Origin of the sequence: Escherichia sp. E2586, assembly GCF_005781105.1 — a bacterium.
GTDB lineage: Bacteria > Pseudomonadota > Gammaproteobacteria > Enterobacterales > Enterobacteriaceae > Escherichia.
Map to the genome: position 1 here is coordinate 381,071 of NZ_VATN01000004.1, position 25,614 is coordinate 406,684.

At 52.2% G+C, this 25,614-nt stretch carries 23 protein-coding genes; 15 read left to right on the plus strand and 8 right to left on the minus strand.

The features are described from left to right. Window positions 1-131: 131 nt before the first annotated feature. From fhuA to fhuB, 4 genes are read left to right on the plus strand one after another with little or no spacing between them, the layout of a single operon-like run. A complete protein-coding gene (fhuA, locus tag FEK50_RS04925; protein WP_130260750.1) occupies window positions 132-2,375 on the plus strand; it encodes a ferrichrome porin FhuA in 2,244 nt (747 codons plus the stop codon). A 50-nt stretch (window positions 2,376-2,425) separates the two neighbouring features. Then, window positions 2,426-3,223 carry a Fe3+-hydroxamate ABC transporter ATP-binding protein FhuC gene (gene fhuC / locus FEK50_RS04930; RefSeq protein WP_096319580.1) on the plus strand — a complete coding sequence of 266 codons (798 nt, stop codon included), beginning with the start codon at window positions 2,426-2,428 and terminating at the stop codon, window positions 3,221-3,223. After that, the gene (gene fhuD / locus FEK50_RS04935) at window positions 3,223-4,113 is read left to right on the plus strand and encodes a Fe(3+)-hydroxamate ABC transporter substrate-binding protein FhuD (protein ID WP_131161222.1); all 891 of its coding nucleotides are present in this window, start codon (window positions 3,223-3,225) and stop codon (window positions 4,111-4,113) included. Before fhuC ends, fhuD begins: the two co-directional genes overlap by 1 nt. Beyond that, window positions 4,110-6,092: a Fe(3+)-hydroxamate ABC transporter permease FhuB gene (gene fhuB, locus FEK50_RS04940; protein ID WP_000044054.1), complete on the plus strand. Its 1,983-nt coding sequence runs from the start codon at window positions 4,110-4,112 to the stop codon at window positions 6,090-6,092. The genes fhuD and fhuB overlap by 4 nt, the downstream gene beginning before the upstream one ends. A 250-nt stretch (window positions 6,093-6,342) precedes the next feature. Here the strand turns inward: fhuB and hemL are convergent, their stop codons facing one another. Then, window positions 6,343-7,623 (minus strand): glutamate-1-semialdehyde 2,1-aminomutase, encoded by a 1,281-nt coding sequence (hemL, locus tag FEK50_RS04945; RefSeq protein WP_130205003.1) that lies wholly within the window; start codon window positions 7,621-7,623, stop codon window positions 6,343-6,345. A 162-nt stretch (window positions 7,624-7,785) separates the two neighbouring features. Here hemL and FEK50_RS24440 point away from each other — a divergent pair, with 162 nt between their 5' ends. The 4 genes from FEK50_RS24440 to erpA are packed head-to-tail and all read left to right on the plus strand — an operon-like array spanning window position 7,786 to window position 9,692. Then, window positions 7,786-7,848, plus strand: coding sequence for a hypothetical protein (locus FEK50_RS24440; protein WP_214251109.1), 63 nt, complete (start codon window positions 7,786-7,788; stop codon window positions 7,846-7,848). Further along, on the plus strand, window positions 7,845-9,266 hold the full coding sequence (gene clcA, locus FEK50_RS04950; RefSeq protein ID WP_130205006.1) for a H(+)/Cl(-) exchange transporter ClcA: 1,422 nt from the start codon (window positions 7,845-7,847) through the stop codon (window positions 9,264-9,266). Before FEK50_RS24440 ends, clcA begins: the two co-directional genes overlap by 4 nt. A 23-nt stretch (window positions 9,267-9,289) precedes the next feature. After that, window positions 9,290-9,355, plus strand: a complete 66-nt coding sequence (yadW, locus tag FEK50_RS04955; RefSeq protein WP_120795373.1) for a small protein YadW — start codon at window positions 9,290-9,292, stop codon at window positions 9,353-9,355. Next, window positions 9,348-9,692, plus strand: coding sequence for an iron-sulfur cluster insertion protein ErpA (gene erpA / locus FEK50_RS04960; RefSeq protein WP_001295564.1), 345 nt, complete (start codon window positions 9,348-9,350; stop codon window positions 9,690-9,692). Before yadW ends, erpA begins: the two co-directional genes overlap by 8 nt. A gap of 46 nt (window positions 9,693-9,738) precedes the next feature. Here the strand turns inward: erpA and FEK50_RS04965 are convergent, their stop codons facing one another. The 3 genes from FEK50_RS04965 to mtnN are packed head-to-tail and all read right to left on the minus strand — an operon-like array spanning window position 9,739 to window position 11,891. Then, a complete protein-coding gene (locus FEK50_RS04965) occupies window positions 9,739-10,362 on the minus strand; it encodes a TRIC cation channel family protein (protein ID WP_064525034.1) in 624 nt (207 codons plus the stop codon). A 37-nt stretch (window positions 10,363-10,399) separates the two neighbouring features. Then, complete coding sequence (gene btuF, locus FEK50_RS04970; protein WP_131161221.1) at window positions 10,400-11,200, minus strand: vitamin B12 ABC transporter substrate-binding protein BtuF; 801 nt, start codon at window positions 11,198-11,200, stop codon at window positions 10,400-10,402. Then, entirely contained in the window at window positions 11,193-11,891 is a 699-nt protein-coding gene (mtnN, locus tag FEK50_RS04975; protein ID WP_064525028.1) for a 5'-methylthioadenosine/S-adenosylhomocysteine nucleosidase, read from the minus strand. Before mtnN ends, btuF begins: the two co-directional genes overlap by 8 nt. Window positions 11,892-11,974: 83 nt before the next feature. Between mtnN and dgt the strand changes: the two genes are divergently transcribed. The 3 genes from dgt (at window position 11,975) to cdaR (ending at window position 16,361) form a co-directional block, all read left to right on the plus strand. Continuing rightward, entirely contained in the window at window positions 11,975-13,492 is a 1,518-nt protein-coding gene (gene dgt / locus FEK50_RS04980) for a dGTPase (protein WP_131161220.1), read from the plus strand. A 129-nt stretch (window positions 13,493-13,621) separates the two neighbouring features. Then, window positions 13,622-15,049 carry a serine endoprotease DegP gene (gene degP, locus FEK50_RS04985; protein WP_130205012.1) on the plus strand — a complete coding sequence of 476 codons (1,428 nt, stop codon included), beginning with the start codon at window positions 13,622-13,624 and terminating at the stop codon, window positions 15,047-15,049. 154 nt (window positions 15,050-15,203) lie between these two features. Then, the gene (gene cdaR / locus FEK50_RS04990) at window positions 15,204-16,361 is read left to right on the plus strand and encodes a DNA-binding transcriptional regulator CdaR (RefSeq protein WP_130205014.1); all 1,158 of its coding nucleotides are present in this window, start codon (window positions 15,204-15,206) and stop codon (window positions 16,359-16,361) included. A gap of 88 nt (window positions 16,362-16,449) precedes the next feature. On the opposite strand, the gene FEK50_RS04995 is transcribed toward cdaR, so the two are convergent. From FEK50_RS04995 to map, 4 genes are all read right to left on the minus strand, one after another. After that, entirely contained in the window at window positions 16,450-16,836 is a 387-nt protein-coding gene (locus tag FEK50_RS04995) for a DUF3461 family protein (protein WP_000272188.1), read from the minus strand. A 307-nt stretch (window positions 16,837-17,143) separates the two neighbouring features. After that, a complete protein-coding gene (gene dapD / locus FEK50_RS05000) occupies window positions 17,144-17,968 on the minus strand; it encodes a 2,3,4,5-tetrahydropyridine-2,6-dicarboxylate N-succinyltransferase (RefSeq protein WP_001186656.1) in 825 nt (274 codons plus the stop codon). A 30-nt stretch (window positions 17,969-17,998) separates the two neighbouring features. Then, on the minus strand, window positions 17,999-20,671 hold the full coding sequence (gene glnD, locus FEK50_RS05005; protein WP_131161219.1) for a bifunctional uridylyltransferase/uridylyl-removing protein GlnD: 2,673 nt from the start codon (window positions 20,669-20,671) through the stop codon (window positions 17,999-18,001). Between the two features lie 179 nt (window positions 20,672-20,850). Further along, the gene (map, locus tag FEK50_RS05010; RefSeq protein ID WP_001018190.1) at window positions 20,851-21,645 is read right to left on the minus strand and encodes a type I methionyl aminopeptidase; all 795 of its coding nucleotides are present in this window, start codon (window positions 21,643-21,645) and stop codon (window positions 20,851-20,853) included. A gap of 367 nt (window positions 21,646-22,012) precedes the next feature. Between map and rpsB the strand changes: the two genes are divergently transcribed. The 4 genes from rpsB to frr all read left to right on the plus strand — a co-directional run bounded on the left by rpsB (window position 22,013) and on the right by frr (window position 25,569). After that, entirely contained in the window at window positions 22,013-22,738 is a 726-nt protein-coding gene (rpsB, locus tag FEK50_RS05015; protein WP_000246884.1) for a 30S ribosomal protein S2, read from the plus strand. Between the two features lie 258 nt (window positions 22,739-22,996). Next, a complete protein-coding gene (tsf, locus tag FEK50_RS05020) occupies window positions 22,997-23,848 on the plus strand; it encodes a translation elongation factor Ts (protein WP_000818112.1) in 852 nt (283 codons plus the stop codon). A 146-nt stretch (window positions 23,849-23,994) separates the two neighbouring features. After that, the gene (gene pyrH, locus FEK50_RS05025) at window positions 23,995-24,720 is read left to right on the plus strand and encodes a UMP kinase (RefSeq protein WP_000224573.1); all 726 of its coding nucleotides are present in this window, start codon (window positions 23,995-23,997) and stop codon (window positions 24,718-24,720) included. A gap of 291 nt (window positions 24,721-25,011) precedes the next feature. Beyond that, complete coding sequence (frr, locus tag FEK50_RS05030; protein ID WP_000622419.1) at window positions 25,012-25,569, plus strand: ribosome recycling factor; 558 nt, start codon at window positions 25,012-25,014, stop codon at window positions 25,567-25,569. The last annotated feature ends 45 nt before the right edge of the window (window positions 25,570-25,614 follow it).

Here is a 25,614-nt window from a genome sequence, read left to right on the forward strand (position 1 = left end):
TATTTATTGACCCTTTGGTTGGATCTCTGATGGGTACTGCTTGCTATCGTCTCGCCGTTTCGAATATTATTTTATCTTTATAATAATCATTCTCGTTTACGTTATCATTCACTTTCATCAGAGATATACCAATGGCGCGTTCCAAAACTGCTCAGCCAAAACACTCGCTGCGTAAAATCGCAGTTGTAGTAGCCACAGCGGTTAGCGGCATGTCTGTTTATGCACAGGCAGCGGTTGAACCGAAAGAAGACACTATCACCGTTACCGCTGCACCTGCGCCGCAAGAAAGCGCATGGGGGCCGGCTGCAACTATTGCGGCGCGACAGTCCGCCACCGGCACCAAAACAGATACGCCGATTCAAAAAGTGCCACAGTCTATTTCTGTTGTGACCGCCGAAGAGATGGCGCTGCATCAGCCGAAGTCAGTTAAAGAGGCGCTTAGCTACACCCCTGGCGTTGCCGTGGGAACCCGTGGCGCATCCAACACTTACGATTACCTGATCATCCGTGGTTTCGCAGCTGACGGTCAAAGCCAGAACAACTATCTGAATGGCCTGAAGATGCAGGGCAACTTCTATAACGATGCGGTCATCGACCCGTATATGCTGGAGCGCGCTGAAATCATGCGTGGTCCGGTATCTGTGCTGTACGGGAAAAGCAGCCCTGGTGGCTTGTTGAACATGGTCAGCAAGCGCCCGACTACCGAACCGCTGAAAGAAATTCAGTTTAAAGCAGGGACTGACAGCCTGTTCCAGACCGGTTTTGATTTCAGCGATGCGCTGGATGATGATGGCGTTTACTCTTATCGTCTGACCGGACTTGCGCGCTCTGCCAATGCCCAGCAAAAGGGCGCGGAAGAGCAGCGTTATGCTATTGCTCCAGCGTTCACCTGGCGTCCGGACGATAAAACCAATTTCACCTTCCTTTCTTACTTCCAGAATGAACCGGAAACCGGTTATTACGGCTGGTTGCCGAAAGAAGGGACCGTCGATACGCTGCCAAACGGTAAGCGTCTGCCGACTGACTTTAACGAAGGGGCGAAGAACAACACCTATTCTCGTAATGAGAAGATGATTGGCTACAGCTTCGACCACGAATTTAACGACACCTTTACTGTGCGTCAGAACCTGCGCTTTGCTGAAAACAAAACCTCGCAAAACAGCGTTTATGGTTACGGCGTCTGCTCCGATCCGGCGAATGCTTACAGCCAGCAGTGTGCAGCTTTAGCGCCAGCGGATAAAGGCCATTATCTGGCGCGTAAATACGTCGTTGATGATGAGAAGCTGCAAAACTTCTCTGTTGATACCCAGTTGCAAAGCAAATTCGCCACTGGCGATATCGACCACACCCTGCTGACCGGTGTCGACTTTATGCGTATGCGTAATGACATCAACGCCTGGTTTGGTTACGACGACTCTGTGCCACTGCTCGATCTGTACAATCCGGTGAATACCGATTTCGATTTCAATGCCAAAGATCCGGCAAACTCCGGCCCGTACCGCATTCTGAATAAGCAGAAACAAACGGGTATTTACGTTCAGGATCAGGCGCAGTGGGATAAAGTGCTGGTCACCCTGGGCGGTCGTTACGACTGGGCAGATCAAGAATCTCTTAACCGCGTAGCGGGAACGACAGATAAACGTGATGACAAACAGTTCACCTGGCGTGGTGGCGTTAACTACCTATTTGATAACGGCGTAACACCGTACTTCAGCTATAGCGAATCGTTTGAACCTTCTTCACAGGTCGGGAAGGATGGTAATATTTTCGCACCGTCTAAAGGTAAGCAGTACGAAGTCGGCGTGAAATACGTACCGGAAGATCGCCCAATTGTGGTGACTGGCGCGCTGTATAATCTCACCAAAACCAACAACCTGATGGCAGATCCTGAGGGTTCCTTCTTCTCGGTTGAAGGTGGCGAGATCCGTGCGCGTGGCGTAGAGATCGAAGCAAAAGCGGCGCTGTCGGCGAGTGTTAACGTGGTCGGTTCTTATACCTATACCGACGCGGAATACACCACCGACACCACCTACAAAGGCAATACGCCTGCGCAGGTGCCAAAACACATGGCTTCTCTGTGGGCTGATTACACCTTCTTTGACGGTCCACTTTCAGGTCTGACGCTGGGTACTGGCGGTCGTTATACTGGCTCCAGCTACGGCGATCCGGCGAACTCCTTTAAAGTGGGAAGTTATACGGTCGTGGATGCGTTAGTGCGTTATGATCTGGCGCGAGTCGGTATGGCTGGCTCCAACGTAGCGCTGCATGTTAACAACCTGTTCGATCGTGAATACGTCGCCAGCTGCTTTAACACCTATGGCTGCTTCTGGGGCGCAGAACGTCAGGTCGTTGCAACCGCAACCTTCCGTTTCTAATTTTCTCTTTGGGGCACGGATTTCCGTGCCCGCTTCACAAGTTGGCTGTTATGCAGGAATACACGAATCATTCCGATACCACTTTTGCACTGCGTAATATCTCCTTTCGTGTGCCAGGGCGCACGCTTTTGCATCCGCTGTCGTTAACCTTTCCTGCCGGGAAAGTGACCGGTCTGATTGGTCACAACGGTTCTGGTAAATCCACTCTGCTCAAAATGCTTGGCCGTCATCAGCCACCGTCGGAAGGCGAAATTCTTCTTGATACCCAGCCGCTGGAAAGCTGGAGTAGCAAAGCGTTTGCCCGCAAAGTGGCTTATTTGCCGCAGCAACTTCCTCCGGCAGAAGGGATGACCGTGCGTGAACTGGTGGCGATTGGTCGTTACCCGTGGCATGGTGCGCTGGGGCGCTTTGGCGCGGCAGATCGCGAAAAGGTCGAAGAGGCGATTTCGCTGGTTGGCTTAAAACCGCTGGCGCATCGGCTGGTCGATAGTCTCTCCGGCGGCGAGCGTCAGCGAGCGTGGATCGCCATGCTGGTGGCGCAGGACAGCCGTTGCCTGCTGCTGGATGAACCGACCTCGGCGCTGGATATCGCCCACCAGGTTGACGTGCTGGCGCTGGTGCATCGTTTAAGTCAGGAACGTGGTCTGACGGTCATTGCTGTGCTGCACGATATCAATATGGCGGCGCGCTATTGTGATTATCTGGTCGCCCTGCGCGGTGGTGAAATGATTGCTCAGGGAACGCCTGCTGAAATTATGCGCGGCGAAACCCTCGAAATGATTTATGGCATCCCGATGGGGATTTTGCCGCATCCGGCGGGTGCTGCACCTGTGAGTTTTGTTTATTGATGAGCGGTTTACTTCTTATTTCGCGCCGCCGACTGTTAACGGCGATGGCGCTTTCTCCGTTGCTATGGCAGATGAATACCGCCCGTGCGGCGGCTATTGATCCACATCGCGTTGTGGCGCTGGAGTGGTTGCCGGTGGAATTACTGCTGGCGCTCGGCATCGTACCTTACGGTGTGGCAGACACCATTAACTATCGCCTGTGGGTCAGCGAACCGCCATTGCCAGATTCGGTGATTGACGTTGGTTTGCGTACAGAACCTAACCTTGAACTGCTGACCGAAATGAAACCGTCGTTTATGGTCTGGTCGGCGGGATATGGCCCTTCGCCAGAAATGCTGGCACGCATTGCGCCGGGACGCGGATTTAACTTCAGCGACGGCAAACAGCCGCTGGCGATGGCGCGTAACTCGCTGACGGAAATGGCGGATTTACTTAATCTACAAAGCGCAGCAGAAACGCATTTAGCGCAATATGAAGACTTTATCCGCAGCATGAAACCCCGCTTTGTGAAGCGTGGAGCGCGCCCGTTATTGCTGACGTCGCTTCTCGATCCGCGCCATATGCTGGTCTTCGGTCCAAACAGCCTGTTCCAGGAAATTCTCGATGAATACGGCATTGTGAATGCCTGGCAGGGAGAAACCAATTTCTGGGGCAGTACTACCGTCAGTATCGATCGTCTGGCGGCGTATAAAGATGTTGATGTGCTCTGTTTTGATCACGACAACAGCAAAGACATGGATGCGCTAATGGCAACCCCGCTGTGGCGGGCCATGCCGTTTGTCCGCGCCGGACGCTTTCAGCGCGTACCCGCAGTCTGGTTTTATGGTGCGACGCTTTCGGCAATGCACTTTGTACGTATTCTGGATAACGCCATCGGAGGTAAAGCGTGAGTAAACGAATTGCGCTTTTCCCGGCGTTATTGCTGGCGCTGTTGGTGATTGTCGCTACGGCGCTGACCTGGATGAACTTTTCGCAGGCGCTGCCGCGTAGCCAATGGGCGCAGGCTGCCTGGTCGCCGGATATCGATGTCATCGAGCAGATGATTTTTCACTACAGCTTGCTGCCGCGTCTGGCGATTTCGCTACTGGTGGGCGCGGGCCTGGGGCTGGTGGGCGTGCTGTTTCAGCAAGTGCTGCGTAACCCGCTGGCGGAACCGACGACGTTGGGCGTTGCTACAGGCGCGCAACTGGGGATTACCGTCACGACGCTCTGGGCGATCCCCGGCGCGATGGCGAGCCAGTTTGCTGCGCTGGCGGGCGCTTGTGTCGTTGGCTTAATCGTTTTTGGCGTCGCGTGGGGGAAACGGCTTTCGCCGGTAACGCTGATCCTCGCGGGGCTGGTGGTGAGCCTTTATTGCGGGGCAATTAATCAGCTACTGGTTATCTTCCATCACGACCAGCTGCAAAGCATGTTCCTGTGGAGCACCGGAACGCTGACGCAAACCGACTGGGGCGGCGTTGAGCGTTTATGGCCGCAGCTGCTGGGCGGCGTGATGCTGACGTTACTGCTACTTCGCCCGTTAACCCTGATGGGGCTTGATGATGGCGTGGCGCGCAATCTGGGGCTGGCCTTGTCGCTGGCGCGTCTGGCGGCACTGTCGCTGGCGATTGTCATCAGTGCGCTGCTGGTGAACGCGGTGGGGATTATCGGCTTTATCGGCTTGTTCGCGCCGCTGCTGGCAAAAATGCTGGGCGCGCGGCGTCTGCTGCCGCGACTGATGCTGGCGTCGCTGATTGGGGCGCTGATCCTCTGGCTTTCCGATCAAATCATCCTCTGGCTGACTCGCGTGTGGATGGAAGTTTCTACCGGTTCGGTCACTGCGTTGATCGGTGCGCCACTGTTACTGTGGCTGCTGCCGCGTTTACGCAGCATTAGCGCGCCGGATATGAAGGTCAACGATCGTGTCGCGGCTGAACGCCAACACGTGCTGGCGTTTGCCCTCGCGGGCGGCGTGCTGCTGTTGATGGCTGTGGTGGTGGCGTTGTCGTTTGGTCGTGATGCGCACGGCTGGACGTGGGCGAGCGGGGCGTTGCTCGAGGATTTGATGCCCTGGCGCTGGCCGCGAATTATGGCGGCGTTGTTTGCGGGCGTCATGCTGGCGGTGGCGGGCTGTATTATTCAGCGGCTGACCGGAAACCCGATGGCAAGCCCGGAAGTGCTGGGGATTAGCTCTGGCGCAGCGTTTGGCGTGGTACTGATGCTGTTTTTAGTGCCGGGTAATGCCTTTGGCTGGCTGTTACCCGCGGGAAGTCTCGGCGCGGCGGTGACGCTGTTGATCATTATGATCGCCGCCGGACGCGGTGGATTTTCCCCACACCGCATGTTACTGGCGGGGATGGCGTTAAGCACCGCGTTCACCATGCTTTTGATGATGTTGCAGGCGAGCGGTGACCCGCGAATGGCGCAAGTGCTGACCTGGATTTCTGGTTCGACCTACAACGCGACCGATGCCCAGGTCTGGCGCACCGGAATTGTGATGGTGATTTTGCTGGCGATTACTCCACTGTGCCGCCGCTGGCTGACCATTTTACCGCTGGGCGGTGATACCGCGCGGGCTGTGGGGATGGCGCTGACGCCGACGCGAATTGCGTTGCTGCTGTTAGCGGCTTGCCTTACGGCGACCGCGACAATGACCATTGGACCGTTGAGTTTTGTCGGTTTAATGGCACCGCATATTGCGCGGATGATGGGCTTTCGACGGACGATGCCGCATATTGTGATTTCAGCGCTGGTGGGTGGGTTGCTGCTGGTGTTCGCTGACTGGTGTGGGCGGATGGTGCTGTTTCCGTTCCAGATCCCGGCGGGGCTGCTGTCGACCTTTATCGGCGCGCCATATTTTATCTATTTGCTGAGAAAGCAGAGCCGTTAATTTGCCCATATAACGGCGCTGAACTGTAGGTCAGATAAGGTGCCGCATTCGACAAACAATGCCCGATGCGACGCTGGCGCGTCTTATCGGGCCTACAAACGGTCCTGAATTCCAGGTCGGATAAAGCGTTCACGTCGCATCCGACAAATAATGCCCGATGCGACGCTGACGCGTCTTATCGGGCCTACAAATGGTCCTGCACTCCAGGTCGGATAAGGCGTTCACGCCGCATCCGGCAAACAATGTTGGATCACAACTTCGCAAACACCCGACGTGCAGCATCGATGGTGTTATTGATATCTTCCATGCTGTGCGCCACGGACATAAAGCCCGCTTCAAACGCTGACGGTGCCAGGTAAACACCTTCGTCCAGCATCATATGGAAGAAACGCTTGAAGCGCTCGACGTCACAGGACATCACATCCTGGTAGCATGTTACGGACTCGGCGTCGGTAAAGAAAATACCGAACATGCCGCCAACGTGGTTAACGACCAGCGGAATTCCCGCTTCTTCCGCCGCTTCCAGCAGACCTTCTGCCAGACGTGTTGTCAGCTCATCCAGTGTCTCGTGAACGCCCGGCTGCGCGACTTCATTCAGACAGGCGAAACCGGCGGCCATCGCAATCGGGTTACCGGAAAGCGTACCCGCCTGATACACCGGGCCAGTCGGAGCCAGCGCATCCATCACATCACGACGACCGCCGAAGGCACCTACCGGCATTCCGCCGCCGATGATTTTGCCCAGACAGGTGAGATCTGGCACCACGCCGTAATAATCCTGTGCGCCAGCTAGCGCCACGCGGAAGCCAGTCATCACTTCATCGATGATCAGCAACGCGCCAAATTCGTCGCACAGCGCGCGCAGACCTGGCAGGAACTCTGGCAGCGGTGGAACACAGTTCATATTGCCTGCCACCGGCTCGACGATAATACAGGCAATCTCTTGCGGGTACTGTTCGAACGCGGCGCGTACAGAGGCCAGATCGTTATAAGTACAAGTTAAGGTATGTTTAGCGAAATCCGCCGGAACGCCCGGTGAGTTTGGCTGCCCTAAAGTGAGCGCGCCAGAACCGGCTTTCACCAGCAGGCAGTCAGCGTGACCGTGGTAGCAACCTTCGAATTTAATGATCTTGTCACGGCCAGTAAAACCACGGGCCAGGCGGATGGCGCTCATTGTCGCTTCGGTGCCGGAGTTCACCATGCGCACCATATCCATCGTCGGCACCAGTTCGGTCACCAGTTGCGCCATTTTCACTTCCATTTCGGTCGGTGCACCAAAGCTCAGACCGCGCTCGGCGGCTTCAATCACTGCGTTACGGATCGCCGGATGATTATGGCCCAGCACCATCGGCCCCCAGGAACCGACATAATCGATATACGCTTTGCCATCAACATCATACAGATAAGCGCCGTCCGCTTTTTCGATAAACAGTGGAGTGCCGCCCACGCCAGTAAAGGCGCGAACAGGAGAGTTCACACCGCCAGGGATCAGCTCACGCGCTGCGCTGTAAAGATTTTCAGACTTACTCATGGAGGGGTTCCTGATTCGTAGAAAAAGTGAATGGCTGCTATTCTAGGTTATTCATAACAAGTTAAATACTCGTCAACAAGTTGCTTTTACTACTGCAACTTTGACTTCGTAGAGTATAAAAGTTTTGTGCATTTGAAACATTACGCTTTGCAAAGGATTTTCATTGAATGTGCGAGTAAAATGCCGTCATCTTATTTGTATGACCAATATGTGATCATTGGATGAAAACTGATACTCCCTCTTATGAAATACCGCAGGCTGCGCGTCTGCGACGCAGACAACTCATTCGCCAGCTTCTTGAGCGTGATAAAACGCCATTAGCTATTTTGTTTATGGCGGCGGTCGTCGGTACCCTTGTCGGGCTGGCAGCGGTTGCTTTTGACAAAGGTGTCGCCTGGTTGCAGAACCAACGAATGGGCGCGCTGGTACATACTGCCGATAATTACCCACTTCTGTTAACCGTTGCTTTTCTCTGTTCGGCAGCGCTGGCGATGTTCGGTTATTTCTTGGTGCGCAAATACGCGCCGGAAGCGGGTGGTTCGGGTATCCCGGAAATTGAAGGGGCGCTGGAAGATCAACGTCCCGTTCGCTGGTGGCGTGTATTGCCAGTGAAATTCTTTGGTGGTCTGGGGACGCTGGGCGGCGGTATGGTCCTGGGGCGCGAAGGGCCAACCGTGCAGATTGGCGGTAATATTGGCCGGATGGTGCTTGATATTTTCCGCATGAAAGGTGACGAAGCTCGCCATACGTTACTGGCAACCGGTGCGGCGGCGGGTCTGGCGGCGGCTTTTAACGCGCCGCTGGCGGGTATTCTTTTTATTATTGAAGAGATGCGTCCGCAGTTTCGCTATACGCTAATTTCGATTAAGGCAGTATTTATTGGCGTCATTATGTCGACCATTATGTACCGGGTATTTAATCACGAAGTTGCACTTATTGATGTCGGTAAACTTTCTGACGCCCCGCTCAATACGCTTTGGCTTTATCTGATCCTCGGTATTATTTTTGGTATCTTCGGCCCTATTTTTAATAAATGGGTGCTGGGGATGCAGGATTTGCTGCATCGCGTGCACGGCGGCAATATTACCAAATGGGTACTGATGGGCGGTGCGATTGGCGGTTTGTGTGGGCTGCTGGGTTTTGTCGCTCCTGAAACCTCAGGCGGTGGTTTTAACCTGATTCCTATCGCCACGGCGGGGAACTTCAGCATGGGAATGCTGGTATTTATCTTTGTCGCGCGGGTCATCACCACCTTACTCTGTTTCTCTTCCGGCGCGCCGGGCGGTATTTTTGCCCCGATGCTGGCGCTGGGTACCGTGCTGGGAACCGCGTTCGGAATGGTTGCCGTTGAACTGTTTCCGCAATATCACCTTGAAGCAGGCACCTTTGCTATTGCCGGAATGGGCGCGTTACTGGCGGCATCCATTCGTGCGCCGTTAACGGGGATCATTCTGGTATTAGAGATGACAGATAACTATCAGCTCATTTTGCCAATGATTATTACCGGTCTTGGCGCAACACTATTAGCACAATTTACCGGCGGAAAACCGCTATACTCGGCGATTCTTGCGCGCACGTTGGCAAAACAGGAAGCGGAACAACTGGCGCGAGCCAAGGCCGCACCAGCCAGCGAGAATACTTGAACGAAATACCAGGGTATTAGATAATGGCGATTATTATTGGGTTAGAATTTGCCCAATTGCCGATGTCGTTTGGAGCAAAATATGAGTGATGACGTAGCACTGCCGCTGGAGTTTACCGACGCAGCAGCCAACAAAGTTAAAAGCCTGATCGCTGACGAAGATAACCCGAATCTGAAATTACGCGTGTATATCACCGGTGGCGGTTGCAGCGGCTTCCAGTATGGTTTCACCTTTGATGATCAGGTGAACGAAGGCGATATGACCATCGAAAAACAGGGCGTTGGCCTGGTCGTTGACCCAATGAGCCTGCAATATCTGGTTGGTGGTTCCGTTGATTATACTGAAGGACTGGAAGGTTCGCGTTTCATCGTGACCAACCCGAACGCGAAAAGCACCTGTGGTTGCGGTTCCTCCTTTAGCATCTAATCTGCTGTTAATGTGCCGGATAAACTATCCGGCACATCTACTCTCTTTAACGCCCATTCTCATCCAGCGCAAACGTCGGCAGTTTAAGATGCCAACGGATAGCTGCCAGTCGAATCAATAGCGTTACCACCATCCCCATCATACTGGCCGTTTCTAACGGGACGGAAAACGTATAATAAGCCGTAGCGTGGACAATACCGCCGATAATACAGGCTGTTGCGTAGATTTCTGTACGTAAAATCATGGGGATTTCGCGCGCCAGTACATCGCGAATGATCCCGCCGCCAACGCCCGTAATAACACCCATACATACCGCAATCAATGGACCCGCATCCGCATTAAAGGCTTTGTTGACGCCAATGCCAACAAAGACTGCCAACCCAACAGCATCCAGCACCGGCAGCATCCATTTCGGCAAGCGTCTTGGCTGGCGTACCAGGACGATCGTCAGCATGCTGGTTACCATTGCAACGACCAGATCGGTGGGATCTTTCACCCAAAATACCGGACCGTGATCCAGCGCCATGTCGCGAATGGTTCCACCGCCTACCGCGGTAACCACGCCTAATACCAGGACGCCAAAAGGGTCCATACGCAATTTTCCGGCAAGTAAAACGCCGGAGATGGCAAATACCGCTGTGCCGACTATATCCAGCCAATAGACGAGCATTGTTCAATCCCCACTGAGCACCTGAAAAGGTCAGGCGCTAATCCACTTGTGAAAGCGCATTACAGAGTTGTTGTGCAGCGAGGATAATACGTGGGCTTGCACGTTCAAACCAGTCACTTGTGAGAGGAATAATGGGAATTTTGAGCTGTTCACCCCAGTATTGCTCGATTTTAGGAGTTTGGTCCGATCCGCCAGTGATGACAATTGCCTGTGGCGCGCGTGCTAATACCTGTTCGCGGCTAACCTGCGGCCAGGGAACGCGGCTGTTTTTAAAGATGTTTTCTCCACCGCAAACTTCCAGTACCTGGTTCTGAATCGACTCTTTTCCGCTGGTGAACGGCGGATTAATGCCGAATTGTAAGAAAACACGTTTTTTAGGCTTATCGGCGAATTTAGCTTTGAGTTGCGCATACTGTTCCAGCAAGGTTTGCGCGGCTTTCTCGGCCTTGTCAGGTTGCGGGCTCCACGGGGCCAGTTGACGTAACGCATCGGCAATTTGTTCAATGCTTGTCGCATCGACCCACATCACTTTTATTCCCAGCGAAGCAAGCTGGTCAACTTGCCGCTCGGCGTTACCCCCGCGCCAGGCTACGACCAGATCGGGTTTTAGCGCCACAATACGTTCCAGATTCATCCCTTGCCAGGTGGAAACCTGCTCTATTTTCTGTGCTTCTGGCGGATAGTCGGAATAACTGCTGACCGCTACCGGCGTGATCCCGGCGGCAAATGCGAGTTCGGTGTTAGCGGGGGAAAGTGTGATGACACGCGGCGCGGCGTTGAGCCACAGTGGCGCAAGAAAAGACAGGGCGACCAGCGCCCTGAAGAGTGACTTAGCCATGAGCCAGTTTCTGCACCAGTGACTCAACCATCAGGCTGGACTGTTTGGCAGCAACGGCCAGGAACTCGTCGAAGCTAAGGTGAGACTGTTGATCGGCGACGTCAGAGATGGCGCGCACCACCACAAACGGGACGTTAAAATTGTGGCAAACGTGAGCGATAGCCGTCGCTTCCATTTCTACTGCAATGGCCTGCGGGAAATTGTGGCGGATTTTCGCCAGACCAACAGAGCCGTTGATGAAAGCGTCGCCGCTAACAATCAGGCCACGTACAGCGTTAAGATTCAGTTCGGCAATGCAGGACTCGGCGGCAGCGATCAGTTTATCGTCAGCTTTGAAGCCTGCAGGGCAGCCAGGCAGTTGACCGTATTCATAGCCAAACGCCGTGACATCCGCGTCGTGATAACGTGCTTCGTCCGAGACAACGATATCGCCCACTTTCAGCGTTGGCGCCAGGCCACCCGCGGAACCGGTGTTAATAATCACATCAGGCTTGCAGTGTTCCAGCAGCAGAGTTGCACCCAGCGCCGCTGCGACTTTACCAATGCCTGATTTCAGAAGCGCAACCTCGGTTCCGTTCAGTTGGCCGGTATAGATTTCGCAACCGCCCAGGCTGATAGTTTGACGGTTTTCGATTTTGTCACGCAGCAGCGTAACTTCTTCTTCCATTGCACCAATGATGCCGATTTTCATAGATTTACTCGCGATAAGCTCGATTTGAAGGCATAGTTTATCATGCGCTTGAGGGGAAGCGTATTTCTCACGCGGGAGAGGACATGGCACAGATTGATTTCCGAAATAAAATAAACTGGCATCGTCGTTATCGTTCACCGCAGGGCGTTAAAACTGAACATGAGATCCTGCGGATCTTCGAGAGCGATCGCGGGCGTATTATCAACTCCCCGGCGATTCGCCGTCTGCAACAAAAGACCCAGGTCTTCCCACTTGAGCGCAATGCTGCCGTGCGCACGCGTCTTACCCATTCTATAGAAGTTCAGCAGGTGGGGCGTTATATCGCTAAAGAGATTTTAAGCCGCCTGAAAGAGCTTAAATTGCTGGAGGCTTACGGTCTGGACGAGTTGACCGGGCCGTTTGAAAGCATTGTCGAAATGTCGTGCCTGATGCATGACATAGGAAATCCGCCGTTTGGTCATTTTGGCGAGGCAGCCATTAATGACTGGTTCCGTCAGCGTTTGTACCCGGCGGATGCCGAAAGCCAGCCATTAACCGACGATCGCTGTAGCGTGGCGGCGTTGCGATTGAGGGAAGGGGAGGAGTCACTTAACGAGCTGCGGCGAAAAATTCGTCAGGACTTATGTCATTTTGAAGGTAATGCACAGGGTATTCGTCTGGTGCATACATTGATGCGGATGAATCTTACCTGGGCTCAGGTCGGCGGTATTTTAAAATATACCCGTCCGGCGTGGTGGCGTGGCGAAACGCCCGAGACTCACGATTATTTAATGAAAAAGCCGGGCTACTACCTTTCTGAAGAATTCTATATTGCGCGTTTACGTAAAGAACTTAATTTAGCACTTTACAGTCGCTTCCCATTAACGTGGATTATGGAAGCGGCCGACGATATATCTTATTGTGTGGCTGATCTTGAAGATGCGGTAGAAAAAAGAATATTTACCGTTGAACAGCTTTATCATCATCTGCATGAAGCGTGGGGCCAGCATGAGAACGGTTCTCTGTTTGCGCAGGTGGTAGAAAATGCCTGGGAAAAATCGCGCTCAAATAGCTTAAGTCGTAGCACGGAAGATCAGTTTTTTATGTATTTACGCGTAAATACCTTAAATAAACTGGTGCCGTATGCGGCACAACGATTTATTGATAACTTACCTGCAATTTTTGCCGGAACCTTTAATCATGCACTGTTAGAGGATGCCAGCGAATGTAGCCAGTTGCTGAAATTATATAAAAATGTCGCTGTAAAACATGTGTTTAGCCATCCAGATGTCGAGCAGCTTGAATTGCAGGGCTACCGGGTGATTAGCGGTTTATTAGAGATATATCGACCGTTGTTAAACATGTCGTTATCAGACTTTACCGAACTTGTTGAAAAAGAGCGTGTGAAACGTTTCCCCATTGAAACGCGTTTATTCCATAAGCTCTCAACGCGCCATCGGTTGGCCTATGTTGAGGCTGTCAGTAAATTATCGTCAGATTCACCTGAGCTTCCGCTATGGGAATATTATTACCGCTGCCGGCTGTTACAGGATTATATCAGCGGTATGACAGACCTTTATGCGTGGGATGAATACCGACGTCTGATGGCCGTAGAACAATAACCAGGCTTTTGTAAAGACGGACAATAAATTTTTACTTTTTGCAGAAACTTTAGTTCGGAACTTCGCGCTATAAAACGAATCTGAAGAACACAGCAATTTTGCGTTATCTGTTAATCGAGACTGAAATACATGAAAAAAACCACATTAGCACTGAGTGCACTGGCTCTGAGTTTAGGTTTGGCGTTATCTCCGCTCTCTGCAACGGCGGCTGAGACTTCTTCAGCAACGACAGCCCAGCAGATGCCAAGCCTTGCACCGATGCTCGAAAAGGTGATGCCTTCAGTGGTCAGCATTAACGTAGAAGGTAGCACAACCGTTAATACGCCGCGTATGCCGCGTAATTTCCAGCAGTTCTTCGGTGATGATTCCCCGTTCTGCCAGGAAGGTTCTCCGTTCCAGAGCTCCCCGTTCTGTCAGGGTGGTGGACAAGGTGGTAACGGCGGTGGCCAGCAACAAAAATTCATGGCGCTGGGGTCTGGCGTCATCATTGATGCCGATAAAGGCTATGTCGTGACTAACAACCACGTTGTCGATAATGCGACGGTCATTAAAGTTCAACTGAGCGATGGCCGTAAGTTCGACGCGAAGATGGTCGGCAAAGATCCGCGCTCTGATATCGCGCTGATCCAGATCCAGAACCCGAAAAACCTGACCGCGATTAAGATGGCGGATTCCGATGCGCTGCGCGTGGGTGATTACACCGTCGCAATTGGTAACCCGTTTGGTCTGGGCGAGACGGTAACTTCCGGTATCGTCTCTGCACTGGGGCGTAGCGGTCTGAACGCCGAAAACTACGAAAACTTCATCCAGACGGACGCAGCAATCAACCGGGGTAACTCCGGTGGTGCGCTAGTTAACCTGAACGGTGAACTGATCGGTATCAACACCGCGATCCTTGCACCAGACGGCGGTAACATCGGTATCGGTTTTGCTATCCCGAGCAACATGGTGAAAAACCTGACCTCGCAGATGGTGGAATACGGCCAGGTGAAACGCGGCGAGTTGGGCATTATGGGGACCGAGCTGAACTCTGAGCTGGCGAAAGCAATGAAAGTTGACGCCCAGCGTGGCGCTTTCGTAAGCCAGGTTCTGCCGAACTCTTCTGCTGCAAAAGCGGGGATTAAAGCGGGTGATGTGATCACCTCACTGAACGGTAAGCCGATCAGCAGCTTTGCCGCGCTGCGTGCTCAGGTGGGTACTATGCCGGTGGGCAGCAAACTGACCCTGGGCTTGCTGCGCGATGGTAAGCAGGTCAACGTGAATCTGGAACTGCAGCAGAGCAGCCAGAATCAGGTTGATTCCAGCTCTATCTTCAACGGCATTGAAGGCGCTGAAATGAGCAACAAAGGCAAAGATCAGGGCGTGGTCGTGAACAACGTGAAAACCGGTACTCCGGCTGCGCAGATTGGCCTGAAAAAAGGTGATGTGATTATTGGCGCGAACCAGCAGACAGTGAAAAACATCGCTGAACTGCGTAAAGTTCTCGACAGCAAGCCGTCAGTGCTGGCGCTGAACATTCAGCGCGGCGATAGCACCATCTACCTGTTAATGCAGTAATCTCCCTCAACCCCTTCCTGCAAACGGGAAGGGGTTCTCTTTTCAATTTGTGACCCCCTCCACAACTCCATATTTCTCCGTCGTCCTTTGTGCATTTGCACAATGCTGTGCGTTGCGTACTTCCTTATGCTAAACCGTGCACAACGGAGGGCTTATGGCTGGCTGGCATCTTGATACCAAAATGGCGCAGGATATCGTGGCGCGTACCATGCGCATCATCGATACCAATATCAACGTAATGGATGCTCGCGGGCGGATTATCGGCAGCGGCGATCGTGAGCGTATTGGTGAATTGCACGAAGGTGCATTACTGGTACTGTCGCAAGGGCGGGTGGTCGATATCGATGATGCGGTAGCGCGCCATCTGCACGGTGTACGTCAGGGGATTAACCTGCCGTTACGGCTGGAAGGCGAGATTGTCGGCGTTATCGGCCTGACCGGTGAACCGGAGCATTTGCGCAAATATGGTGAACTGGTCTGTATGACGGCGGAGATGATGCTGGAACAGTCGCGGTTGATGCACCTGCTGGCGCAGGATAGCCGACTGCGTGAAGAGTTAGTCATGCATCTGATTCAGGCTGAAGAAAATACGCCAGCGTTAACCGAATGGGCGCAACGACTGGGTATCGATCTCAATCAACCCCGTGTGGTGGCCATTGTCGAGGTCGATAGCGGCCAGCTTGGCGTGGACAGCGCGATGGCGGAACTACAGCAACTGCAAAATGCACTCACCACGCCGGAACGCAACAATCTGGTGGCGATAGTCTCGCTAACCGAAATGGTAGTGCTGAAACCGGCGTTGAATACGTTTGGGCGCTGGGATGCGGAAGACCATCGTAAGCGAGTAGAGCAACTTATTACTCGTATGAAGGAGTACGGTCAGCTGCGTTTTCGCGTGTCACTGGGCAATTATTTTACCGGCGCTGGCAGTATTGCGCGTTCTTATCGTACGGCGAAAACAACGATGGTCGTGGGTAAACAGCGGATGCCAGAAAGTCGCTGCTATTTTTATCAGGATCTGATACTGCCAGTATTACTCGACAGTTTGCGTGGCGACTGGCAAGCCAACGAACTGGCGCGTCCTCTGGCACGGCTAAAAGCGATGGATAATAATGGCTTGCTGCGGCGGACGCTGGCAGCGTGGTTTCGCCATAATGTGCAGCCGCTGGCAACGTCAAAGGCGCTGTTTATCCATCGCAATACTCTGGAGTATAGGCTTAATCGTATATCGGAACTGACCGGGCTGGATTTGGGCAATTTTGATGACAGGTTGCTGCTGTATGTTGCGTTGCAACTGGATGAAGAGCGGTAGGTTACGCGTTAAGGTCGAGGCGGCGCTGGCTTGTTCCCCTCACCCCGAAGGGAAGAGGGGATTGCCCGAGCTAACTGTCTGTTCGGGATTATTTACGCGTCAGTTTTTCCAGATCGGCTTCAATCTCGCTGATCTTATTGGTTACTACTGACTCCAGGTGACGTAAGTCGTCGAGGATCTTACGTTTAAGATCAACTTCACTGCGGTCACGCTGGCAGATTTGATCAAGCTCATCAATGATATAACGCAGATTCGGGCTGATCTCCTGCACTTCTTTATAACCCTGACCCACACCATCGGCGACCACTGTTTTGCGCTGGCGCGGATATTTAAACTTCACGCTCTTAGCGAAAAACTCGCCTTTGTCTTTCTGAAAATAGATTTTCAGAATATCGTTGTTGGCTTCCTGCCGGAGGCTGTAACGATCAATTTCTTCAGGATTGGTAATACCCAGACTTTTCAGATTGTCGTACATAGCGTTACCTCAAAATGAGTCAGTAAATTGTGCTTATCTTAGCATTTGGCCTGGCCCGCCCGGCTCGACTGTGATCGCAGAAAGCCTTTTTTCCAGACTTCTATCATGGCGTAAAAATCAAAAAATTACCTGCTTTATTCTGGCGATATTCCAGGGGATGGATTAGCACATTTATCTTCGTTTTGCGAATTACACGACAGTCCGAAACAAGATGAAAAAGTATTTAAAAAAGGGGAAGAATGAGTAGGACGAATTAATCTGAGCCAGAAAGCAAACGGGCAGCGTCGTGCTGCCCGTGTGCATACTTTTAGTCGATGGTACGCAGCAGTTCGTTAATACCAACTTTACCGCGAGTTTTCGCGTCAACTTTCTTAACGATAACCGCACAGTAGAGGCTGTATTTGCCATCTTTCGACGGCAGGTTGCCGGATACCACCACAGAACCTGCCGGTACGCGACCGTAATGGATTTCGCCGGTTTCACGGTCGTAAATACGGGTGCTCTGACCGATGTATACGCCCATGGAAATGACGGAACCTTCTTCGACAATCACGCCCTCAACGACTTCAGAACGTGCGCCGATGAAGCAGTTATCTTCAATAATGGTCGGGTTAGCCTGCAACGGCTCCAGTACACCGCCGATGCCTACACCGCCAGACAGGTGGACGTTTTTACCAATCTGCGCACAGGAACCGACAGTGGCCCAGGTATCAACCATCGTACCTTCATCAACGTATGCGCCGATGTTGACGTAAGATGGCATCAGCACGGTATTACGGGCGATAAATGCGCCCTGACGCACTGCCGCTGGTGGCACTACGCGGAAGCCTTCTTTCTGGAAACGCGCTTCATCGTAGTTAGCGAATTTCATCGGCACTTTATCGAAGTAGCGGCTTTCTGCCCCTTCGATCACCTGATTATCATTAATACGGAAAGAGAGCAGCACCGCTTTTTTCAACCACTGATGCGTCACCCACTGACCGTCAATTTTTTCCGCTACACGCAGTGCGCCGGAATCCAGCAGGGCGATCACCTGATTTACCGCTTCGCGGGTAACGGTGTCTGCATTGGCTGGCGTGATCTCGGCACGGCGTTCAAAAGCGGTTTCAATAATGTTCTGTAACTGCTGCATTGTTAAACTCTTTTCATATCAGTAAACACATCACCCTTTATCGTTTGGATTGAGGGCCTCTGTCAACCGCTGATGCACTTCCTGCTGCAACTCGTTATTAAGTGCGCGCCGATCAGCGGTGGCGATTATGAATAAATCTTCTACTCGCTCGCCAATGGTTGTAATTCGAGCGCCATGAAGCGAAATTCCCAGATCGGCAAAAATTTTCCCAACTCGGGCCAGTAGTCCAGGTTGGTCGAGAGCGATAAGCTCAAGGAATGATTTTCGGTCGGTATGGGTAGGCAAAAACGTCACTTCGGTTTCAACAGTAAAGTGACGTAGTTTTGCCGGTTGACGACGCGGCTGTGGTGGCTGCCAGCTACTTTGCGTCAGTACCTGCTCAAGTCCAAAACGAATGACTTCATGGCGATCAGCGGACAGCGGGCTGCCATCTGGTTCCAGCACGATGAAGGTATCCATCGCCATACCGTCGCGAGTGGTGAAAACTTGTGCGTCGTGAACGCTTAAATTGCGGCGGTCTAATTCGGCACAGACGGCAGCAAACAGATAGGGGCGGTCCGGACTCCAGATAAATATCTCCGTTCCGCCGCGTGTGGCTTGCGGACTAAGCAATACCAGCGGCTTGCTTAAATCATGCTGTAATAAATGGCGCGCATGCCAGGCCAGTTGATTTGGGCTATGGCGGACAAAATAGTTGGCGCGACAACGTGACCAAATCTGGTGTAACGCCTCTTCGTCGATATTGTCCATGCGCAGCAGCGCCAGCGCCTGAAGCTGGTGATGGCGAACCCGTTCGCGCATATCCGGCGTGTTTTGCATCCCGCGTCGTAGCTGTTTTTCGGTGGCGAAATAGAGTTCGCGCAGCAGGCTTTGCTTCCAGCTATTCCATAGTGTTTCGTTGGTGGCGCAAATATCGGCCACTGTCAGGCATACCAGATAGCGCAGCCGGGTTTCCGTTTGCACTTCTTCGGCAAATTGCTTGATGACTTCCGGGTCCTGAATATCGCGGCGTTGGGCGGTGACCGACATCAGCAAGTGCTGGCGAACCAGCCAGGCTACCAGTTGCGTTTCGCGCGAGTTCAGCCCGTGGAGCTCGGCAAAATGCACTACGTCTTGTGCGCCGAGTATAGAGTGGTCGCCGCCGCGCCCTTTGGCGATATCGTGAAACAGTGCGGCGATAAAGATAAGCTCAGGTGACGGCAATCGCGGCCAGACATCCACACACAACGGATGGCGCTGGCGCGTTTCTTCACTGGCAAAACTCTCCAGTTTCAACATCACGCGAATAGTATGTTCATCCACCGTGTAGGCGTGGAACAGGTCAAACTGCATCTGCCCGACGATATGCGACCATTGCGGCATATAGGCACCGAGCACGCTATGGCGATGCATCGGTAACAGTCCACGACGCACCGAACCAGGGTGACGCAGAATGCTCAAAAATAGCTTTCGCGCTTGCGGAATATTGCACAGCGGTTGTTGCAGATGGCGACGGGCATGACGTAACTGGCGCAGTGTGGTGGAGTAAATGCCGGTGATCGCACTGTTGCGCACCATGGTATAGAACATGCGTAATATCGCTTCTGGTTGGCGCATAAATAGCGTTTCATCGCGCAGATCGATAAGCGTGCCGCGTAGCTGAAATTCATCGTCTATTGGTCGCGGTTTTTCGTCGGCAGGGAGGGCGAGGATAGCCTCGTCGAACAGTTGCAATAGCATATGGTTAAGTTCGCTAACGCGGCGCGTAACGCGAAAATAATCCTTCATCATCTGTTCGACAGGCTCGTTACCTTCGCCACCGTAATTCAGACGCTGGGCAACGCTAAGCTGGCGATCAAATAACAGGCGATTATCGTAACGGTTGACCACCAAATGCAGGGCGAAGCGAATTCGCCAGAGAATATGCAAACACTCATTTAGCTCTGCACGTTCCGCAGACGTTAAGAAACCAAATCCGACCATTTCATCGAGTGATGTTGCGCCAAAATGACGGCGGGCCACCCATTGCAGAGTGTGGATATCGCGCAAGCCGCCGGGGCTACTTTTGATATCTGGTTCAAGATTGTAGCTGGTGCCGTGATAACGCTGGTGGCGCTGGTTTTGTTCTTCAACTTTCGCCGCGTAAAACTTATCGGACGGCCAGAATCCTTCGCTGAAAATATGCTTTTGCAGTTCGAGAAATAGCGCTACATCGCCAATTAACAAGCGGGATTCGATCAGGTTGGTTGCGACGGTTAAATCTGATAATCCTTCCAGTAAGCACTCTTCAAGCGTGCGCACGCTATGACCGACTTCCAGCTTCACATCCCAGAGCAGCGTTAACAGCTCGCCCACTTTTTGTGCCTGATCGTCCGGAAGTTTTTTACGGCTTAAGATCAGTAAATCGACGTCTGAAAGCGGATGCAGCTCGCCACGACCATAGCCACCGACGGCGACCAGCGCCAGATCGGCGATCTGGCTGAATCCTGCTTCAATCCATAACCGTTGCAAGAGCTGGTCGATAAATTCAGTGCGGGCTTCAATCAATTGTTCAGCGGAGATCCCACTATCAAAGGCATCACCCAGCCAACGCTGGAAAATATCAATATGGGCTTTTATCCCACAGACAGTTAATTCATCACGGGGCCAGGCGCATGGATTTTGCGGTTGACCGGGCAGGGTGGGGAGAGCGGTATTTGCGTACTGTTCTGGAAGGGTATTCATCGTGCGCCACCCATAAGATTACATTATCACATTAAAAAAGCCGGCATTCGCCGGCTTCAGATTGTTGACAAAGTGCGCTTTGTTCATGCCGGATGCGGCGTGAACGCCTTATCCGGCCTACAACTCCTTGCAAATGGAGAAGGTCGGACGCATCAGGCATTTTTGCGTTTGTCTTCCTCTTATTCGTCGTGCGAGATTATCGCCGGGATGGTGTCATCCTTGCGTAACGTCAGAATTTCGCAGCCGTTATCAGTCACCACAATAGTATGCTCGTATTGTGCAGACAAGCTGCGATCTTTGGTTTTTACTGTCCAGCCATCTTTCATGGTGCGGATCTCTTTTTTACCCGCGTTGACCATTGGCTCGATAGTGAATGTCATCCCTGGTTTCAGCACGACGTTGGTTTCAGGGGAGTCATAGTGCAGCACCTGCGGTTCTTCATGGAAGCCGCGACCAATACCGTGCCCGCAATATTCACGAACGACAGAGAAGCCTTCTGCTTCGACAAATTTCTGAATCGCTGCACCGATTTCGCGCAGATTGATGCCTGGTTTCACCATACGCAGCGCCAGGTACAGGCTCTCTTGTGTGATGCGGCACAGGCGTTCGCCCATGATGGTTGGCTTACCGACGATAAACATTTTCGAGGTATCGCCGTGGAAACCATCCTTAATAACGGTGACATCGATGTTAACGATGTCGCCATCTTTCAGCAGCTTGGCATCGTCCGGAATACCGTGGCACACCACTTCATTAATAGAGATGCAAACAGATTTCGGATAACCATGATAGCCGAGGCAGGCAGAAACCGCGTGTTGTTCATTAACAATGTAATCATTACAGATGCGATCCAACTCGCCGGTGCTGACGCCCGGTTTAACATAGGGTTCGATCATCTCCAGCACTTCGGCAGCCAGGCGGCCAGCGACGCGCATTTTTTCAATATCTTCAGGGGTCTTGATTGAGATAGCCATTAATTCTGTCCATCAGCGTCGGTGATACCGACAATATATATGTAAGTGCTGTCAATGGTATCACACCCGGGCAAATTGAGAATCATTCTGAATTTCGCCAAACGTGCCACTGAACGTTTTCTATAATAGAAAATTCATCGTCTGGTGCTGTACACAGCGCCAACAATTATTGGTGTCCGCAACGTATTTGTGGTATAAAGCGCGCCGGACTTCCGATCCATTTCGTATACACAGACTGGACGGAAGCGACAATCTCACTTTGTGTAACAACACACACGTATCGGCACATATTCCGGGGTGCCCTTTGGGGTCGGTAATATGGGATACGTGGAGGCATAACCCCAACTTTTATATAGAGGTTTTAATCATGGCAACTGTTTCCATGCGCGACATGCTCAAGGCTGGTGTTCACTTCGGTCACCAGACCCGTTACTGGAACCCGAAAATGAAGCCGTTCATCTTCGGTGCGCGTAACAAAGTTCACATCATCAACCTTGAGAAAACTGTACCGATGTTCAACGAAGCTCTGGCTGAACTGAACAAGATTGCTTCTCGCAAAGGTAAAATCCTTTTCGTTGGTACTAAACGCGCTGCAAGCGAAGCGGTGAAAGACGCTGCTCTGAGCTGCGACCAGTTCTTCGTGAACCATCGCTGGCTGGGCGGTATGCTGACTAACTGGAAAACCGTTCGTCAGTCCATCAAACGTCTGAAAGACCTGGAAACTCAGTCTCAGGACGGTACTTTCGAAAAGCTGACCAAGAAAGAAGCGCTGATGCGCACTCGTGAGCTGGAGAAACTGGAAAACAGCCTGGGCGGTATCAAAGACATGGGCGGTCTGCCGGACGCTCTGTTTGTAATCGATGCTGACCACGAACACATTGCTATCAAAGAAGCAAACAACCTGGGTATTCCGGTATTTGCTATCGTTGATACCAACTCTGATCCGGACGGTGTTGACTTCGTTATCCCGGGTAACGACGACGCAATCCGTGCTGTGACCCTGTACCTGGGCGCTGTTGCTGCAACCGTACGTGAAGGCCGTTCTCAGGATCTGGCTTCCCAGGCGGAAGAAAGCTTCGTAGAAGCTGAGTAATAAGGCTTGATAACTCCCCCAAAATAGTTCGAGTTGCAGAAAGGCGGCAAGCTCGAGAATTCCCGGGAGCTTACATCAGTAAGTGACCGGGATGAGCGAGCGAAGACAACGCATCTACGGCGCGAAATATGAAGGGGGGAGAGCCCTTATAGACCAGGTAGTACACGTTTGGTTAGGGGGCCTGCATATGGCCCCCTTTTTCACTTTTATATCTGTGCGGTTTAACGCCGGGCAGATCACATCTCCGAGGATTTTAGAATGGCTGAAATTACCGCATCCCTGGTAAAAGAGCTGCGTGAGCGTACTGGCGCAGGCATGATGGATTGCAAAAAAGCACTGACTGAAGCTAACGGCGACATCGAGCTGGCAATCGAAAACATGCGTAAGTCCGGTGCTATTAAAGCAGCGAAAAAAGCAGGCAACGTTGCTGCTGACGGCGTGATCAAAACCAAAATCGACGGCAACTACGGCATCATTCTGGAAGTTAACTGCCAGACTGACTTCGTAGCGAAAGACGCTGGTTTCCAGGCGTTCGCAGACAAAGTTCTGGACGCAGCTGTAGCTGGCAAAATCACTGACGTTGAAGTTCTGAAAGCACAGTTCGAAGAAGAACGTGTTGCGCTGGTAGCGAAAATTGGTGAAAACATCAACATTCGCCGCGTTGCTGCACTGGAAGGCGACGTTCTGGGTTCTTATCAGCACGGTGCGCGTATCGGCGTTCTGGTTGCTGCTAAAGGCGCTGACGAAGAGCTGGTTAAACACATCGCTATGCACGTTGCTGCAAGCAAACCAGAATTCATCAAACCAGAAGACGTATCCGCTGAAGTGGTAGAGAAAGAATACCAGGTACAGCTGGACATCGCGATGCAGTCTGGTAAGCCGAAAGAAATCGCAGAGAAAATGGTTGAAGGCCGCATGAAGAAATTCACCGGCGAAGTTTCTCTGACCGGTCAGCCGTTCGTTATGGAACCGGCAAAAACTGTTGGTCAGCTGCTGAAAGAGCATAACGCTGAAGTGACTGGCTTCATCCGCTTCGAAGTAGGTGAAGGCATCGAGAAAGTTGAGACTGACTTTGCAGCAGAAGTTGCTGCGATGTCCAAGCAGTCTTAATTATCGAAAAGGAGCCGCCTGAGGGCGGCTTCTTTTTGCGCCCATCTTGTAAATTCAGCTAACCCTTATGGGGCTGCGCTGAAAAGCGACGTACAATGTCGCTAGTATTAATTCATTTCAATCGTTGACAGTCTCAGGAAAGAAACATGGCTACCAATGCAAAACCCGTCTATAAACGCATTCTGCTTAAGTTGAGTGGCGAAGCTCTGCAGGGCACGGAAGGCTTCGGTATTGATGCAAGCATACTGGATCGCATGGCTCAGGAAATTAAAGAGCTGGTTGAACTAGGTATTCAGGTTGGTGTGGTGATTGGTGGGGGTAACCTGTTCCGTGGCGCTGGTCTGGCGAAAGCGGGTATGAACCGCGTTGTGGGCGACCACATGGGGATGCTGGCTACCGTAATGAACGGTCTGGCAATGCGTGATGCACTGCACCGCGCCTATGTGAACGCTCGTCTGATGTCCGCTATTCCGTTGAATGGCGTGTGCGACAGTTACAGCTGGGCAGAAGCAATCAGCCTGTTGCGTAACAACCGTGTGGTGATCCTCTCCGCCGGTACGGGTAATCCATTCTTCACCACTGACTCCGCAGCTTGCCTGCGTGGTATCGAAATTGAAGCCGATGTGGTGCTGAAAGCGACCAAAGTTGATGGTGTGTTTACCGCTGATCCAGCGAAAGATCCAACTGCAACTATGTATGAGCAGCTGACTTACAGCGAAGTGCTGGAAAAAGAGCTGAAAGTCATGGACCTGGCGGCCTTTACGCTGGCTCGTGACCACAAATTACCGATTCGTGTTTTCAACATGAACAAACCGGGTGCACTGCGCCGTGTGGTAATGGGTGAAAAAGAAGGAACATTAATCACGGAATAATTCCCGTGATGGATAAATAAGGGTAAGATTCCGCATAAGTATCGCGGGGGCGTAAGTCTGGTTATAAGGCGTTATTGTTGCAGGCAGTCTGGTCACGGCCAGCGCGCAGCAACCGGAGCGTACATAAGTACGTGAGGATGGCGAGCACTGCCCGGGGCCAAAATGGCAAATAAAATAGCCTAATAATCCAGACAATTACCCGTAATATGTTTAATCAGGGCTATACTTAGCACACTTCCACTGTGTGTGACTGTCTGGTCTGACTGAGACAAGTTTTCAAGGATTCGTAACGTGATTAGCGATATCAGAAAAGATGCTGAAGTACGCATGGACAAATGCGTTGAAGCGTTCAAAACCCAAATCAGCAAAATACGCACGGGTCGTGCTTCTCCCAGCCTGCTGGATGGCATTGTCGTGGAATATTACGGCACGCCAACGCCGCTGCGTCAGCTGGCAAGCGTAACGGTAGAAGATTCCCGTACTCTGAAAATCAACGTGTTTGACCGTTCAATGTCTCCGGCCGTTGAAAAAGCGATTATGGCGTCCGATCTCGGCCTGAACCCGAACTCTGCGGGTAGCGACATTCGTGTTCCGCTGCCGCCGCTGACGGAAGAGCGTCGTAAAGATCTGACCAAAATCGTTCGTGGCGAAGCTGAACAGGCGCGTGTTGCAGTACGTAACGTGCGTCGTGATGCGAACGACAAAGTGAAAGCACTGTTGAAAGAAAAAGAGATCAGCGAAGACGACGATCGCCGTTCTCAGGACGATGTACAGAAACTGACTGATGCTGCAATCAAGAAAATTGAAGCGGCGCTGGCAGACAAAGAAGCAGAACTGATGCAGTTCTGATTTCTTGAACGACAAAAAACGCCGCTCAGTAGATCCTTGCGGATC

Bases quoted from the DNA above. Each gene is read 5' to 3' on its own strand.
- fhuA (WP_130260750.1), top strand. From the start codon at position 132: ATGGCGCGTTCCAAAACTGCTCAGCCAAAACACTCGCTGCGTAAAATC.
- fhuC (WP_096319580.1), top strand. From the start codon at position 2,426: ATGCAGGAATACACGAATCATTCCGATACCACTTTTGCACTGCGTAAT.
- fhuD (WP_131161222.1), top strand. From the start codon at position 3,223: ATGAGCGGTTTACTTCTTATTTCGCGCCGCCGACTGTTAACGGCGATG.
- hemL (WP_130205003.1), bottom strand. From the start codon at position 7,623: ATGAGTAAGTCTGAAAATCTTTACAGCGCAGCGCGTGAGCTGATCCCT.
- clcA (WP_130205006.1), top strand. From the start codon at position 7,845: ATGAAAACTGATACTCCCTCTTATGAAATACCGCAGGCTGCGCGTCTG.
- erpA (WP_001295564.1), top strand. From the start codon at position 9,348: ATGAGTGATGACGTAGCACTGCCGCTGGAGTTTACCGACGCAGCAGCC.
- FEK50_RS04965 (WP_064525034.1), bottom strand. From the start codon at position 10,362: ATGCTCGTCTATTGGCTGGATATAGTCGGCACAGCGGTATTTGCCATC.
- btuF (WP_131161221.1), bottom strand. From the start codon at position 11,200: ATGGCTAAGTCACTCTTCAGGGCGCTGGTCGCCCTGTCTTTTCTTGCG.
- mtnN (WP_064525028.1), bottom strand. From the start codon at position 11,891: ATGAAAATCGGCATCATTGGTGCAATGGAAGAAGAAGTTACGCTGCTG.
- dgt (WP_131161220.1), top strand. From the start codon at position 11,975: ATGGCACAGATTGATTTCCGAAATAAAATAAACTGGCATCGTCGTTAT.
- degP (WP_130205012.1), top strand. From the start codon at position 13,622: ATGAAAAAAACCACATTAGCACTGAGTGCACTGGCTCTGAGTTTAGGT.
- cdaR (WP_130205014.1), top strand. From the start codon at position 15,204: ATGGCTGGCTGGCATCTTGATACCAAAATGGCGCAGGATATCGTGGCG.
- FEK50_RS04995 (WP_000272188.1), bottom strand. From the start codon at position 16,836: ATGTACGACAATCTGAAAAGTCTGGGTATTACCAATCCTGAAGAAATT.
- dapD (WP_001186656.1), bottom strand. From the start codon at position 17,968: ATGCAGCAGTTACAGAACATTATTGAAACCGCTTTTGAACGCCGTGCC.
- glnD (WP_131161219.1), bottom strand. From the start codon at position 20,671: ATGAATACCCTTCCAGAACAGTACGCAAATACCGCTCTCCCCACCCTG.
- map (WP_001018190.1), bottom strand. From the start codon at position 21,645: ATGGCTATCTCAATCAAGACCCCTGAAGATATTGAAAAAATGCGCGTC.
- rpsB (WP_000246884.1), top strand. From the start codon at position 22,013: ATGGCAACTGTTTCCATGCGCGACATGCTCAAGGCTGGTGTTCACTTC.
- tsf (WP_000818112.1), top strand. From the start codon at position 22,997: ATGGCTGAAATTACCGCATCCCTGGTAAAAGAGCTGCGTGAGCGTACT.
- pyrH (WP_000224573.1), top strand. From the start codon at position 23,995: ATGGCTACCAATGCAAAACCCGTCTATAAACGCATTCTGCTTAAGTTG.